Genomic DNA, 12,916 nt, shown 5'->3' with positions numbered 1-12,916 from the left:
GAGGTAGCGATGAGATACGTAGTTCTGGATACCGAAACCACCGGCATGCCGGTAACCGACGGCCACCGGGTCATCGAGATCGGTGGGGTCGAGGTGATCGGGCGCCGACTGACCGGGCGTCATTTCCACGTCTATCTCAATCCGGATCGAGAGATCGACGAAGGCGCCATCGCGGTACACGGCATCACCGATGAGTTCGTCGCCGACAAGCCGCGCTTCGCCGAGATCGCCGACAGTTTCTTCGAGTTCATCGAAGGCGCCGAGCTCGTCATCCACAACGCGCCCTTCGACGTGGGCTTCATCAACAGCGAATTCGCGCGCCTGGGCGTCCATCCCGAGCGCGCCGACATCACCCAGCACTGCTCGGTACTCGATACCCTGGTCATGGCCCGTGGGCGCCATCCCGGGCAACGCAATAGCCTGGACGCCCTGTGCAAGCGTTATGGGGTAGACAACTCCAACCGCGAGCTGCACGGCGCACTGCTCGACGCCGAGATCCTCGCGGACGTCTATCTGGCCATGACTGGTGGCCAGACCAGCCTTTCCCTAGCGGCCCATGGCCAGGAAGGCAATGGTGATGGCAACTATGTCATGCCGATCAAGCGGCTGCCGGCCGATCGTCCACGCACCCGGGTGATTAGTGCCTCTGCTGCGGATATCGAGGCTCATACCGCGCGTATGGCCGCCATCGAGAAGAGCTGCGGCAAGGTTCCGCTCTGGCTGGCGGGCATTGGTGCCGAATAAGCTGCCTGGGGCCAGTGGCTGATTCGGCACTGGCAAATTCGCGCTCGTCCGAATAAACCGAAAGACCTCACAATTTTCAGCTATTGTTCAACTAGAACGATGCAGACTGGTCATTTGGACCTGAATGAATCGCCGAATTTGAATTTCTCCGGAACTTTTTGTAGTCCCAAATATTCATACGACGAATTGGAGTTGTCGCTTCGTTGTGGTGGATGCAAGGCGGAGCGGTTGGCTGTGGTAGGTTGCGGTGATTGTCCGGCACGCTAAGCGCCAGGCATTACCGGATTTTTAGTGTAGCCCCGTTAGGATGACGCGGTACCTAAGATTCATTGGGAATAGCAAGCCTTATCCCCCGTCTAGGGTGGCGTTTGCGAAGTTGTATTGGCGCAGGAGGCGTAAGGCACCATGGTGACTGGAGCGAGAGCTTTGAGCTTGGTCCGCGAACAGCTGTTCGCGACCATTGAAGAAGCTGAGTCCTATCTTGAGCGATTCATCGTCGAGCGGCATTGCAGCAGCCTGTTGCAGCGCGCCGTAGAAAGTATCGGCCAGATTCGTGGTGCCCTGACACTCATCGAGCTGACAGGGGCCCAGCTGCTCGCGCATGAAACCCTGCAGATTGCCAATGATATCCCCGCAGGTGCTGGTCCCGAACACGACGAGCATCTCATGTCGATTTGTCGCGGCCTGCATATGCTGCGCCGCTATCTCGAACAACTCCGCAGCGGGCAGGATGAGATGCCTGAATTGCTGCTGCCCGCCATCAATGCCCTGCGCATGGCAGGTGGCGAGCCGGAGTTGCCGGAAAGTTATTTCTTCAGTGTGCGTCTGGATCAGCGGCCGCAGATCACCGAGCCCACGCGCTTGGCTGCCCGTGAACGATCCGCTCAGGCACGCAGAATGCGTCAGATGTATCAGATTGGCCTGCTCGGCTTTTTGCGCGACGTCAATAGTCTGGCTAGCCTGAAGCTCATGGCGCGGGCACTGGAACGTTCGGCTGCCTTGTTGCACGACCATGTCGGCGGCTACCTGCCCTGGGTCGCTGCGGCGACCGCCGAGGGCTTCGCCCAGGGCCGTTTGACCCCCACTCGGGAGCGTAAGCAACTGTTCGCCCGCGTCGATCGCGAACTGCGCCAGATGCTGGGTAACGAGTTGCATGAGCCGGCGCGTAGTACGCTCAAGGAACTCCTCTATCTACTGGCGCTCGCCGGTGTCGACGCGGCCCATCCGCAGCAGGTGATGAACGCCTATGGCATCGAGCGCCTGGGCTTCACCGATGCACAGCTGGAGGCCGGCAAGAAGCGTCTCGCCGGTCCCGGGCATGCGGTCATGCATTCGCTCTCCGCCGCCATCCGCGAAGAACTGGAAACGGTCAAGGATCTGATCGACCTCATCGAGGCCGAGGTGAGCCACGGCGGCGAGCAAGGTCACTCCGCGGTCTCCGATAATTTCTCGCGGCTGTATGTCCAGGTCGGCCTGCTGGGCAAGACCTTGGAGATGGTGGGCCAGGACAACGCTGGCCGGGTGCTGCAGCAGTGCCTACCGAGTATCTCCGAATGGAAAGACAAGACGCTGATGCTCGAGGATTTGGCACCTCTGGCGGATGCCTTGCTGCTCGTGGAAAGCCTGCTCGGTCAACCCGAGGGGCAGGGCAACTTGCTCGACACCTCCCTCGACGCCAAGGACGTCCAGCTCAGCGTGGCCAATTACCAGTTGGGTGAAGCCCAGGCGCTGTTGCACAAGGAGGCCTACAAAGGGCTCACCGACGCCAAGCGCGCCATTGGCGCCTTCCTCGATTCGCGTGGCGATACCCTTCATCTCACCACGGTCCCTGCTTTGCTCGATACCGTACGGGGAGCCTTGTTCTTCTTGGGTAATCCCCGCGCCGCCGAGCTGGTGCGGGCCTGCACCGGCTATATCCAGCGGTGCTTGATCGACGATGGTCAGGTGTGCGAGCCGGCTACCCTTGAAGTCTTGGCGGATGCCCTGAGTAGCATCGAGTTCTTCGTCGAGAGCGGCGGTACCGAGGGCCATGGCGGTACGCCGGAAATTCTCGATATCGCGGCGCAGAGCATTCGCGCCCTGGGCTGGACGTCGGCTGCCGCATGACGCCATGGCAGCCGGGCTGGTTCCAGGCGCTGCCAACGTCGCCCGGTTGGCTGGTCGTCCACAGTGGCCAGGCCTTTCTTACCTGTGGTGCGGAGGTGCTCTTCACCGGTGACGATCCGCGCCTCCAGGGGCTCGAGGGGGATCTGCATGGACTCGGCCAGTGGCAGGGACAGGCCGTCACCCTGATCGAGCTCGATAGCCAGAAAGACCTCGAAGGCTGTAGTTGGCAGCCCTTGCGGCCGCTGATGCTGCAATCGCCCCATGCGCTGTTCAAGCTGTTGGGCTACGCCAACCAGATCGGTACCTGGGCGCGGCAACATCGCTTCTGCGGTCAGTGTGGAACCCGTACCTTCGCCCTCGCTGGCCAGCGTGGATTGCAATGCCCGAACTGCCAGCTTACCCAGTATCCACGGCTGTCACCCAGCATGATCGCGCTGATCACCCGGGGCGATGAGGTCTTGCTGGCCCGCTCGCCCCGTTTCGCCCCAGGCGTCTACAGCACCCTGGCGGGCTTCGTCGAACCGGGGGAGTCGGCCGAGGCCTGTGTGCACCGCGAAATCATGGAAGAGGTGGGGGTCTCGGTGACCAACCTGCGCTACCAGGGTAGCCAGAACTGGCCGTATCCGCATTCCTTGATGCTGGGTTATCACGTCGATTACGTGGCGGGTGAGATTCGCTGCCAGCCCGATGAGATCGAGGATGCTCGCTGGTTCGAGTTGCGGGATCTGCCGACGCTGCCACCCGCTTTTTCCATCTCCCGCTACCTGATCGACCTCTATCGCGCCGAACGCTTAGGCGGCGCCAAACCAGTGCTGCCAGATTAGCTTGATCGTCAGCGCCAGCACGACGCAGATGAACACCGGGCGGATGAACTTGGCTCCGCCGGCGATGGCGCTGCGGGCGCCTAGATAGGCGCCAAGGGTCAGCGACAGGCCCATGGTGAGACCCAGTACCCAGAGGACCTGGCCGAGCGCGATGAACATCGCCAGGGCGACGCCGTTGCTGACGAAATTCATGGTGCGGGCGACACCGCTGGCCTTGAGCAGATCCAGCGGGTAAAGCAGCAGGCTGCTGACCGTCCAGAAGGCCCCGGTGCCCGGACCGAAGACTCCGTCGTACATCCCCAGAGTCACGCCCTGTGGCCATTGGCGACGTTGCGGGATGGGGGCATCGCTGAGCAGGGGCGCCTTGGGCGTGCCGCCGAACAGCAGGTACAGCGCACAGCTGAAGACCACCACGGGCAGCAGCTGGTTGAGGAAGTCCGCGGGCAGATGATGCGCGACCAGGGCACCCACGCCGGCACCGATGGCGGTCGCGAGTAGGGCATGGCGCCATTGCCGCGGTTGGAAGAGCTTGCGTCTATAGAAGGTGTAGGCCGCCGTGGCGCTGCCGAAGGTGGAGCTGAGCTTGTTGGTGCCGATGGCCAGGTGTGGGGGAACACCGGCCATGAGCAGTGCGGGTACCGTCAGCAACCCCCCGCCACCGGCGATGGCATCGATGTAACCGGCGAGAAAGGCGACCCCGGCGAGCAGTACCAGGGTCGTGGGGTCCAGAGCGAATTCGAGCATGGGAGCGGCGGGCCAGATAAAACGGGGGCGCCATCATGCACCAGTCGCGCCCCGGTCACCACCTGTCTCCCCGTAGGTTCAATCCAGGGCCGGAAAGGGCAGGCCGACGTAGTTTTCCGCAATGGTGGTGCGACCCGCTCTGGAATCGAGGAGGGCGCGCCACTCGGCGTCTTGCACACGCTGGGTGAAGGCATCGGTGTCGGGAAAACGGTGCAGCGCGGTGGTCATCCACCAGGAAAATCGCACCGCCGCCCAGATGCGCTTCAGGCACAGCTCCGAATAGCGCTCCAGGCAGGAGGGATTGCCCGTGCGGTACGCCCGCTCCAGCAGCAGATGCAGGTTGCGGACGTCACCCAGAGCCAGGTTGAGCCCCTTGGCGCCCGTTGGCGGCACGATGTGGGCGGCGTCCCCGACCAGGAACAGCCGACCGTATTGCATGGGCTCCACGACATAGCTGCGTAGTGGGGCGATGCTCTTTTCCAGCGAGGGCCCGGTGACCAGCTGCGCAGCGGTTTCCTCGGGCAAGCGGGCCTTGAGCTCTTCCCAGAAGCGCTCATCCGACCAGTTCTCGACCGCATCGCCCGCATCCACCTGCAGGTAGTAGCGACTGCGGGTCGCGGAGCGCATGCTGCACAGGGCGAAGCCGCGCGCGTGGCTTGCGTAGATGAGTTCTTCGCTGGCCGGTGGCGTGTCGCTCAGCAGGCCCAGCCAACCGAAGGGGTAGACGCGCTCGTACTCGGTCAGTACCCCCGCTGGAATGGCCTGGCGGGACACCCCATGGAAGCCGTCGCAACCCGCGATGTAGTCGCAGTCGATGCGCACCGACTCGCCGGCGATCTGGCAGGTGACATAGGGGCTCTCACCTGCGATCTCGTGGGGCTGGACAGCACTGGCGTGGTACAGCGTGATCCCGCCACTGGCCTTGCGCGCGGCCATCAGGTCACGGGTCACTTCGGTCTGGCCGTAGACGGTGACACAGCGTCCATCGAGCAGTTCATGCAGATCCAGCCGCTCGCGTTTGCCATCGATGGCGAATTCCACGCCGTGATGCACCTGACCTTCGTGTTCCAAGCGCTCGCTCACGCCGGCCTGGCGGAGCAGGTCGACGGTACCCTGTTCGAGCACGCCGGCACGAATGCGGCTGAGGACATGCTCTGCGCTCTGGCGCTCGAGGATGACGTTGTCGATGCCGGAGCGGCTGAGCAATTGGCCTAGGAGCAGGCCGGACGGCCCGGCGCCGATGATCACGACTTGGGTGCGCATGGGGAATTCCTCTTGTCGGGCGTGAACGCCGCGTTCTTGTATGGTTTCGGTATTTTTGGACGACTCCAGGCGAGATGGTCAGGCTGGTATTGATCATTTTCTGGTACTTTTCGATGGTTCGTGCGGCTATCGCCCGAGGTCTGACGATGAACGACGGCTATCCACCTATTTTCAAGCTGTATGGCGAGGCGCAGGCCTGGCCTGCCCCCGACCTGCTGCATTGCGAGACGATCGAGAGCCGGAGTCGTTTGCACGCCTGGTGCATCGACACCCATAGGCACGCTGATCTGGTGCAAATGCTCTATGTCCGAACGGGTTCGTTGCGTCTGCAACTGGAGGACTGGCACGGCGCGCTGTCCGGTCCGCTACTGGTGGTGCTGCCGATGCTCTGCGTACATGCCTTCGAATTTGATCCCGCCGTCGAAGGCTTCGTGATCACCTTGCCGTTGCCCCAGGTAGAGCGTTTGAAGCAGCGCTGCCAGGGCAGTGGGCAGGGCTTGTTTCTCAGCGTGGCTCGCTTCGCACTCGCGGGTGAGGATGCGTTAGGGATCGAACGGCTGATTGGCCAACTGGTCGCCGAATACGAGGGACATCGGCCTGGACGGGAGGTGATGCTCGAGGCCTTGCTGGACAGCCTGGCCGTCTGGCTGGTACGGCAGCAGACGCAAAAGGTGGCGACCGCGCTGCCAAGGCGTGCCGAGCAGCATCTGGGGCGCTATCTCGCCCTGGTGGAGCAGCATTATCGCGACCATTGGAATCTCGGCCGCTACGCCGGCGCCCTGGGTATCTCGGGGGTGCATTTGAATGCCGTGTGCCGTCAGCTGGCCGGCACCTCGGCTCTGGAGATCGTCCATCAAAGACTGCTATTGGAGGCGCGGCGCAACTTGAGTTTCACCCAAGCCTCGGTGGCGGAGATCGCCGATGTCCTTGGCTTCACCGATCCCGCCTACTTCGCGCGCTTCTTTCGTCGTGGCACCGGCCAGAGCCCGCTCAGTTATCGCCGTCAGACAGCGGTACCGGGGTAGGGCTGGAGTTTTCAACGAGGGCATCCAGGGTTTCCGCCACCCGGCTGGCCAGGACGTCCAGATTGAAAGGCTTGGTGATCAGCGTCATCCCTGGCTCCAGGTAGCCTTCCAGGTGCGCCCCTTCCGCATAGCCGGTGGCGAAGAGCACCTTGAGTGCGGTGCGGCGCTGGCGCGCGATTTCCGCCAATTGACGCCCGTTCATGCCGGGTAGGCCTACATCCGATAGCAGCAGATCGATGGGCTGGCTGCTTTCCAGGATGGGCAGGGCGCCTCGGGCATCCTCGGCTTGTAGCGTCGCGTAGCCCAGCTCCTTGAGCAGCTCCACCACCATCTGCCGGACCACGGGCTCGTCTTCGACCACCAGAATGATCTTGCCACCGCCCCGTGGCGTAATGGCCGGTGGGGCGACCGGGGTTGGCTCCACGTCGGCACCCAGGTAGCGGGGCAGGTAGAGACCGACGGTCGTCCCCTTGCCGGGCTTGGACTCCAGGCGCACATGCCCCTTGGATTGCTTGGCATAGCCATAGATCATCGACAGCCCCAGGCCGGTACCTTGGCCGATGGGCTTGGTGGTGAAGAAGGGATCGAAGGCGCGGGCCATGACTTCTGGCGGCATCCCGATCCCATCGTCGGTTACCAGCAGGGCGACGTAGTCACCGGCGCTCACCGCATCCAGGCCGTTACCGCTTTCAGCCAGGTAGACGTTGTGCGTCTCGATGCGGATCTGGCCGCCATGGGGTAGGGCGTCGCGCGCATTGATGACCAGATTGAGCAGGGCGCTTTCCAGTTGATGGGGATCCGTGAGCGCCTGCCAGAGAGCGCTATCCAGATCCAGGATGAGCGCGATGTCGCCACGCAGGCTGCGCAATAGCAGGTCCTCCATGGAGCGCGCGCTGGCATTGACCTGAACCGGCTGGAGGTCCAGCGCCTGGCGGCGGGAAAAGGCCAACAGGCGCTGGGTGAGGGCGGCGGCACGCTGGGCCGAGGTGAGGGCACTCCCCAGATATTGCTCGAATTTTTCTTGTCGCCCGGCCTTCTGATGGCGTTGCAGCATATCGAGGCTGCCCATGATCCCGGTGAGGAGGTTATTGAAGTCATGGGCGATCCCACCGGTGAGTTGGCCCACCGCTTCCATCTTCTGCGCCTGGCGTAACTGCTCCTGCAGTTCTTCCTGTTCGGTGACGTCGCGGCCGACCGCATAGATGAGATCGTCCTCGGCGCTGGCCGTCCAGTCGAGGATGCGATAGCTGCCATCCCGCGCCTGCACCCGCGCCCTGAGGCTCGCCGCGCCCTGATGGGTGCCCAGGCTGCGTAAGGTGTCGTACACCCGGCGTTGGTCCTCCGGATGCAGCAGTTCGGTCAGTTGGAGACTGGCCAGGTCGGTTTCGCGACGGCCCAGCAGCCGGGTGGCGGCGCTGTTCACCGTCTTCACCTCGCCATCGGCCCGGCAGATCACCATCAGGTCGTGGCTGATGCGCCACATCCGGTCGCGCTCGCGGGTGCGCAGTTCGATCTGGTGTTCGAGTTCCTGGCGCGAGCGGGTAAGGACTTCGCGGGCATCGACGATGCTCTGGATATCGGTGCAGGTGCCGAACCACTGCTCGATGCGTCCTTTGGCGTCATGCACGGGTTGGGCGCGGCCGAGCACCCAGCGGTACCGACCCGAGCGATGTCGCAGGCGATACTCGATATGGTAGGGCTCACCGGTACTGAGGCTGTGGTGCCAGACTTTCCAGGTACGCTCCTGGTCCTCCGGATGGAAGATATTGGCCCAGCCATCGCCTTCCGTGGAGCCCTCCGGGGCACCGGTGAATTCGTACCAGCGATCATTGAAGTAGAAATGGTGGCCATCCGGGCGCGTGGCCCACACCATCTGGTCGATGGAGTTGATGATGGCGCGCAACTGGGCCTCGTTGCGGGCTAGCTCTTGCGCCTGGCGGCGATGGCCGCTGATGTCGATGAACAGCACGGCGAAGCGATCCGCCGGCAGTTTGTGCGCGCGTACTTCGTACCAGTGCTCATGCTGCAGATGCAGCAGGATATCGAACTGGGTGAATTCCGCGTCGGAGTTCATGAAGTCGGCGTAGGCGGGCAGCAGATCCGCTTCCAATTGCGGGAGGGCTTGGCGCAGCGTCTTGCCCAGTACTTGATCCAGCGGAATGCCCGTCAGCGTGGCGAAGATCGGGTTGACCTCGAGAAAACGGAAATCCTGCATCCGGCCAGCGTCATCACGGATCGCCTGGGCCATGTAGAAGCCCTCGCGCATGCCGTGGTACAGCTCCTGCAGCCAGACATCCCGTTCGGTGATGGCCGCCTCGTTGCGCTTGCGTTCGGTAATGTCGTAGCACACCCCCAGGTAGCGCCCCGCGCCCTGGCTGGACATCAGTTGGCCGCGGCGTCCGAGCCAGCGTTCCTCGCCGGTGTCGGCGCGCCGGATGCGGTATTCAAGATAATCCAACGCATCGTCGTCGGGCTCCGCCGTGAGCGTTCTCAGGCTGGCCACGTCGTCGGGGTGCAGTTGCCTGGTCAATTCGTCCAGAGGATAGCTGCGCCGTTCCGGCAATCCCCAAAGGTGGCAGAAGCCCGACGACACCAGCAGGCGCGCCTCGCCCGGCAGGAGTTCGAAGGTACCGACCCGGCCGACCTGCTGGGCGAGGCGTACCCGTTCCTCGGACACCAGCTGTTCGGTCCGGTCCTGCAGGACATGGACAAAGCCGAGCACCTCGGTGGCTTGCTTCAAGGCGGTCGTCGCCACTTCCACCCAGCGGGACTGGCCCTTGCGAAGCCCGATCCAGCCCGCTCCCTGCCCATGCTCGTCGATCAGTGCCTGGTGCTCGGCGGTTGCGAGAAAGGCCGCATCGCGGCCGGCTGTCAGCAGCTCGGTGAAAGGCTGTCCTTCAGCGTCCGCGGCGCTCCAGCCACACAGCAACTCCGCTCCGCGATTCCAACGCTCGATGCGCCCGTGCCGGTCGGTGATGACCAGGGCATGGGAGGTCAATTGCAGAAGCGCCAGGTGTTCGAGCGAAGAGATCGACATTCAGGGATTCCCTTGGACTGGCCTGCGGCAAGTGGCGGTTAGGCCTCGACACCCTCGTGCAGTTGGACATTCAAACTGCGCAGGGCATTCCAGTACTCAGGATAGGTCTTGCCGACACATTCCGGATCGAGAATGCGGATGCCCGCGATTTTGAGTCCGGCCAGGGCGAAGCACATGGCGATGCGGTGATCGGCGTGGGTTTCGATTACTGCGTCGACCTGGCTGCCCGCCAAGGCCGGATCGGCCGCCACCAGCAGGTCGTCACCTTCCACGCTGGCCAGGCCGGGGCGGATGGCATTCAGACCATCGTGCAGCGCGGCTACCCGGTCGCACTCTTTCACGCGCAGGTTGGCCAGCCCCACGAAACGCACCGGCGTTTCGTTGAAGGCCGCCACCACGGCCAGCGTGGGAATGGCGTCCTGCATCTGGGAGCCATCGATCACGGCCGGCAGTTGCGGGAAGGCGGCGATGTATTCGCGGGCCTTGGCATCGGGCTGGGTGAAGCCATCGTCGGCGACCCCCAGGTCGATGGCGCCGCCGGTCAGTGCCTGAGCGGCCCAGAGGTAGGTGGCGGCCGAGGCATCCGGCTCGATGAAATAGTCGCGGGCGACGTAGCCGGTCGGGGCGACCCGCCAGGTCGCGGCATCGAGTTGCTCCACCTCGGCACCGAAGGCGCGCATGGCGGCCACGGTCAGATCGACATAGCCACGAGCGCCGATCTCGCTACCGCGCAAGGCGACGTCCACGGGCTCGCTGCCCAGGGCGGCCAGCATCAACAATGCCGAGACGTACTGGCTGGACAGCCCGGCATCGACCTCGAAACGCCGGGCGGTGAGGCGCCCCTGCCCCTGTACCGTCACCGGCGGGCAGCCCGTCGGGGCTGCGACCTGGATGCCATTGGCGTTCAGGGTGTCGAGCAGGGGGGCGATGGGGCGCTTCTGCATATAGGCGTCGCCGGTCAGGGTGACGGCGCCATCGACGGTCGCCACCGCCGCGGTGAGGAAGCGCACCGCGGTGCCAGCGTTGCCGAGGAACAGCGGTTGGGAGGGCTGCTGCAGGCGACCGGAGCTGGTCACCACGAAGGTGGTGGCATCCGGTTCCTCGATGGTGACCCCCATCAGCCGCAGGGCCTCGGACATATGGCGGGTGTCATCGCTCTTCAGTGCGCCGGTCAGCCGACTCGTGCCCTTCGCCAGGGCTGCCAGGAGCAGGGCGCGGTTGGTGATGGACTTGGAGCCGGGCGGGGCGATCCGCCCCTTCAGCGCAGCGTTGGGGGGGGTAACGGTGATGTAGGGTCTGGCAGACATGAGGGCTCCAAGCAACTTCGCGACAGGCCATGGCGGCGGATCGCAACAAGGGCGCCATGATGCCATTTCACGCGGCTCAGGCCCAGGCGGCTTGTTGGGTAATACCACCCCTATAGTTGTGATCGGATCGTCGTCCACCCTCTGCTGTCACGAACGAGTCATCAGGTCGGGGTAGTGCTAGCTGTTTTCTACCTGAGGAGCTTGCCATGTCCCTGATTCGTCCTGATCGCCGCCGTGTCCTGCAAGGCCTGGGCGCGACGCTGTTGTTACCGGCCCTGGGCTCCCGTACCTGGGCGGCGCCCTCCGGCCGGCCTGTCGTGACCGACGGCGTCCAGGCCGGGGATGTGACCCAGGATCGGGCCCTGATCTGGAGCCGGACGGATCGTCCGGCACGCCTGCTGGTGGAGTGGGATACCCAGGCGAGTTTCCGCTCGCCGCGCAAGGTGCTGGGGCCGGTAACCACGGCGGCGCAGGACTATACGGCCCGTCTCGATCTCGCCGGGCTGCCCGCCGATCAGCACATCTTCTACCGGGTCCGCTTCGAGGACGTGGATACCGGCGCGCTCAGTGAGCCGGTCGCCGGGCACCTGCGCTCGGCACCGACGCAGCGTGGCGACATCAGATTCGTCTGGGGTGGCGATACCGTGGGGCAGGGCTTCGGGATCAATCCCGATATCGGCGGTATGCGCATCTACCAAGCCATGCGCGAGCGCCGTCCGGATTTCTTCCTGCACAGCGGCGATACCATCTATGCCGACGGCCCGGTGCCGGCCCAATTGACCGTGGAAGAGGGCCGCATCTGGCGCAACGTCACCACGGAAGCCAAGAGCAAGGTGGCCGAGACGCTCGACGAGTTCCGCGGCAACTATCGCTACAACCTGATGGATGACCACCTGCGGCGGTTCAATGCCGAGGTGCCCCAGGTCTGGCAATGGGATGACCACGAGACCACCAACAACTGGTCGCCAAGCAAGCAGCTGGACGATCGCTACAAGGTCAAGGATATCGGTGTCCTCAGCGGCCGTTCTCGCCAGGCCTTCCTGGAATACGCCCCCATGCGCGGTGTTTCCGCCGATGGGGCAGGGCGCATCTACCGGAGGATCGCCTACGGTCCACTACTGGACGTTTTCGTCCTGGATATGCGCAGCTATCGCGCCGGTAACGACAGCAATCTGGGAGATGACGCGAGCGGGAAGGGGGCGTTCCTGGGGCGCGAGCAACTGGACTGGCTCAAGCAGGAGTTGCAGTCATCGCGGGCCACCTGGAAGGTGATCGCCGCCGACATGCCCATCGGACTGCAGGTGCCGGACGGCAAGGACGATCAGGGGCAGCCGCGTTGGGAGGCCATCGCCAATGGCGATCCCGGCCAACCCAAGGGGCGTGAACTGGAGATAGCCGAGCTGCTGGGGTTCATTGCCCGCCAGCAAATCCGCAATACCCTCTGGTTGACCGCCGACGTGCATTATTGCGCGGCTCACCATTACCACCCGGATCGGGCGGCCTTCCAGGCATTCGACCCCTTCTGGGAGTTCGTCGCTGGTCCGCTCAACGCCGGTAGCTTCGGACCGAATCCGTTGGATGCCACCTTTGGTCCCAGCGTGGTATTCCAGAAGGCGCCACCGCAGCCAAACACCTCGCCCTTGAGCAAATTCCAATTCTTTGGGGAAGTGGAGATCGACGGCGAATCGGCCGAGTTGAAGGTCACCTTGCGCAACCAGGATGGCGAGGCCCAATTCGCGCAGCTACTGAAGCCTATGGAAAATAATACCACCCCTGTATGATTGAAAGAATTAACTGCAATCCTCTGCCTAAGTTAACAAGAAGGAGGAGAAAATGGCGCTAAATGCTACAATCTAGTAGTCATTA

General features: G+C 63.6%; 10 protein-coding genes. 5 read left to right on the top strand and 5 right to left on the bottom strand.

The annotated features are described in order from the left end of the window. Positions 1 to 9: 9 nt before the first annotated feature. The gene (dnaQ, locus tag FAZ11_RS09690; protein ID WP_058773113.1) at positions 10 to 744 is read left to right on the top strand and encodes a DNA polymerase III subunit epsilon; all 735 of its coding nucleotides are present in this window, start codon (positions 10 to 12) and stop codon (positions 742 to 744) included. 345 nt (positions 745 to 1,089) lie between these two features. Here dnaQ and FAZ11_RS24975 read toward each other — a convergent pair whose 3' ends face one another. Next, complete coding sequence (locus tag FAZ11_RS24975; RefSeq protein WP_240043569.1) at positions 1,090 to 1,407, bottom strand: hypothetical protein; 318 nt, start codon at positions 1,405 to 1,407, stop codon at positions 1,090 to 1,092. A 3-nt stretch (positions 1,408 to 1,410) separates the two neighbouring features. Between FAZ11_RS24975 and FAZ11_RS09685 the strand changes: the two genes are divergently transcribed. Beyond that, positions 1,411 to 2,850: a FimL-related protein gene (locus tag FAZ11_RS09685; protein ID WP_240043568.1), complete on the top strand. Its 1,440-nt coding sequence runs from the start codon at positions 1,411 to 1,413 to the stop codon at positions 2,848 to 2,850. Then, positions 2,847 to 3,674, top strand: a complete 828-nt coding sequence (gene nudC, locus FAZ11_RS09680) for an NAD(+) diphosphatase (RefSeq protein WP_058773111.1) — start codon at positions 2,847 to 2,849, stop codon at positions 3,672 to 3,674. Before FAZ11_RS09685 ends, nudC begins: the two co-directional genes overlap by 4 nt. Here the strand turns inward: nudC and FAZ11_RS09675 are convergent. Next, positions 3,642 to 4,418, bottom strand: coding sequence for a TSUP family transporter (locus FAZ11_RS09675; RefSeq protein ID WP_058768882.1), 777 nt, complete (start codon positions 4,416 to 4,418; stop codon positions 3,642 to 3,644). The two genes, nudC and FAZ11_RS09675, sit on opposite strands and share 33 nt — an antisense overlap. Positions 4,419 to 4,496: 78 nt before the next feature. Next, positions 4,497 to 5,681, bottom strand: a complete 1,185-nt coding sequence (pobA, locus tag FAZ11_RS09670; RefSeq protein WP_058773110.1) for a 4-hydroxybenzoate 3-monooxygenase — start codon at positions 5,679 to 5,681, stop codon at positions 4,497 to 4,499. Between the two features lie 146 nt (positions 5,682 to 5,827). On the opposite strand from pobA, the gene FAZ11_RS09665 reads away from it, so the two are divergent. Next, the gene (locus FAZ11_RS09665; RefSeq protein ID WP_193557143.1) at positions 5,828 to 6,706 is read left to right on the top strand and encodes a helix-turn-helix domain-containing protein; all 879 of its coding nucleotides are present in this window, start codon (positions 5,828 to 5,830) and stop codon (positions 6,704 to 6,706) included. Here the strand turns inward: FAZ11_RS09665 and FAZ11_RS09660 are convergent. Both FAZ11_RS09660 and FAZ11_RS09655 read right to left on the bottom strand, forming a co-directional pair. Beyond that, positions 6,672 to 9,743 carry a PAS domain S-box protein gene (locus tag FAZ11_RS09660; RefSeq protein WP_137279203.1) on the bottom strand — a complete coding sequence of 1,024 codons (3,072 nt, stop codon included), beginning with the start codon at positions 9,741 to 9,743 and terminating at the stop codon, positions 6,672 to 6,674. The genes FAZ11_RS09665 and FAZ11_RS09660 overlap by 35 nt on opposite strands. A 38-nt stretch (positions 9,744 to 9,781) precedes the next feature. Then, the gene (locus FAZ11_RS09655) at positions 9,782 to 11,050 is read right to left on the bottom strand and encodes a 3-phosphoshikimate 1-carboxyvinyltransferase (protein WP_058773108.1); all 1,269 of its coding nucleotides are present in this window, start codon (positions 11,048 to 11,050) and stop codon (positions 9,782 to 9,784) included. Positions 11,051 to 11,256: 206 nt separating this feature from the next. Here FAZ11_RS09655 and FAZ11_RS09650 point away from each other — a divergent pair, with 206 nt between their 5' ends. Next, complete coding sequence (locus FAZ11_RS09650) at positions 11,257 to 12,831, top strand: alkaline phosphatase D family protein (RefSeq protein ID WP_058773107.1); 1,575 nt, start codon at positions 11,257 to 11,259, stop codon at positions 12,829 to 12,831. Positions 12,832 to 12,916 lie beyond the last annotated feature (85 nt).

This window comes from Pseudomonas rhizoryzae (assembly GCF_005250615.1).
Lineage (GTDB): Bacteria > Pseudomonadota > Gammaproteobacteria > Pseudomonadales > Pseudomonadaceae > Chryseomonas > Chryseomonas rhizoryzae.
The sequence above is the reverse complement of the archived record's forward strand: the minus strand, read 5'-3'. Positions and strand labels throughout refer to the sequence as shown.

Excerpts from the sequence above, each read along its gene's own strand:
- pobA (WP_058773110.1), bottom strand. The coding sequence starts at position 5,681 with ATGCGCACCCAAGTCGTGATCATCGGCGCCGGGCCGTCCGGCCTGCTC.
- FAZ11_RS09660 (WP_137279203.1), bottom strand. The coding sequence starts at position 9,743 with ATGTCGATCTCTTCGCTCGAACACCTGGCGCTTCTGCAATTGACCTCC.
- FAZ11_RS09655 (WP_058773108.1), bottom strand. The coding sequence starts at position 11,050 with ATGTCTGCCAGACCCTACATCACCGTTACCCCCCCCAACGCTGCGCTG.
- FAZ11_RS09675 (WP_058768882.1), bottom strand. The coding sequence starts at position 4,418 with ATGCTCGAATTCGCTCTGGACCCCACGACCCTGGTACTGCTCGCCGGG.
- FAZ11_RS09685 (WP_240043568.1), top strand. The coding sequence starts at position 1,411 with ATGTCGATTTGTCGCGGCCTGCATATGCTGCGCCGCTATCTCGAACAA.
- FAZ11_RS09665 (WP_193557143.1), top strand. The coding sequence starts at position 5,828 with ATGAACGACGGCTATCCACCTATTTTCAAGCTGTATGGCGAGGCGCAG.
- FAZ11_RS24975 (WP_240043569.1), bottom strand. The coding sequence starts at position 1,407 with ATGCTCGTCGTGTTCGGGACCAGCACCTGCGGGGATATCATTGGCAAT.
- nudC (WP_058773111.1), top strand. The coding sequence starts at position 2,847 with ATGACGCCATGGCAGCCGGGCTGGTTCCAGGCGCTGCCAACGTCGCCC.
- dnaQ (WP_058773113.1), top strand. The coding sequence starts at position 10 with ATGAGATACGTAGTTCTGGATACCGAAACCACCGGCATGCCGGTAACC.
- FAZ11_RS09650 (WP_058773107.1), top strand. The coding sequence starts at position 11,257 with ATGTCCCTGATTCGTCCTGATCGCCGCCGTGTCCTGCAAGGCCTGGGC.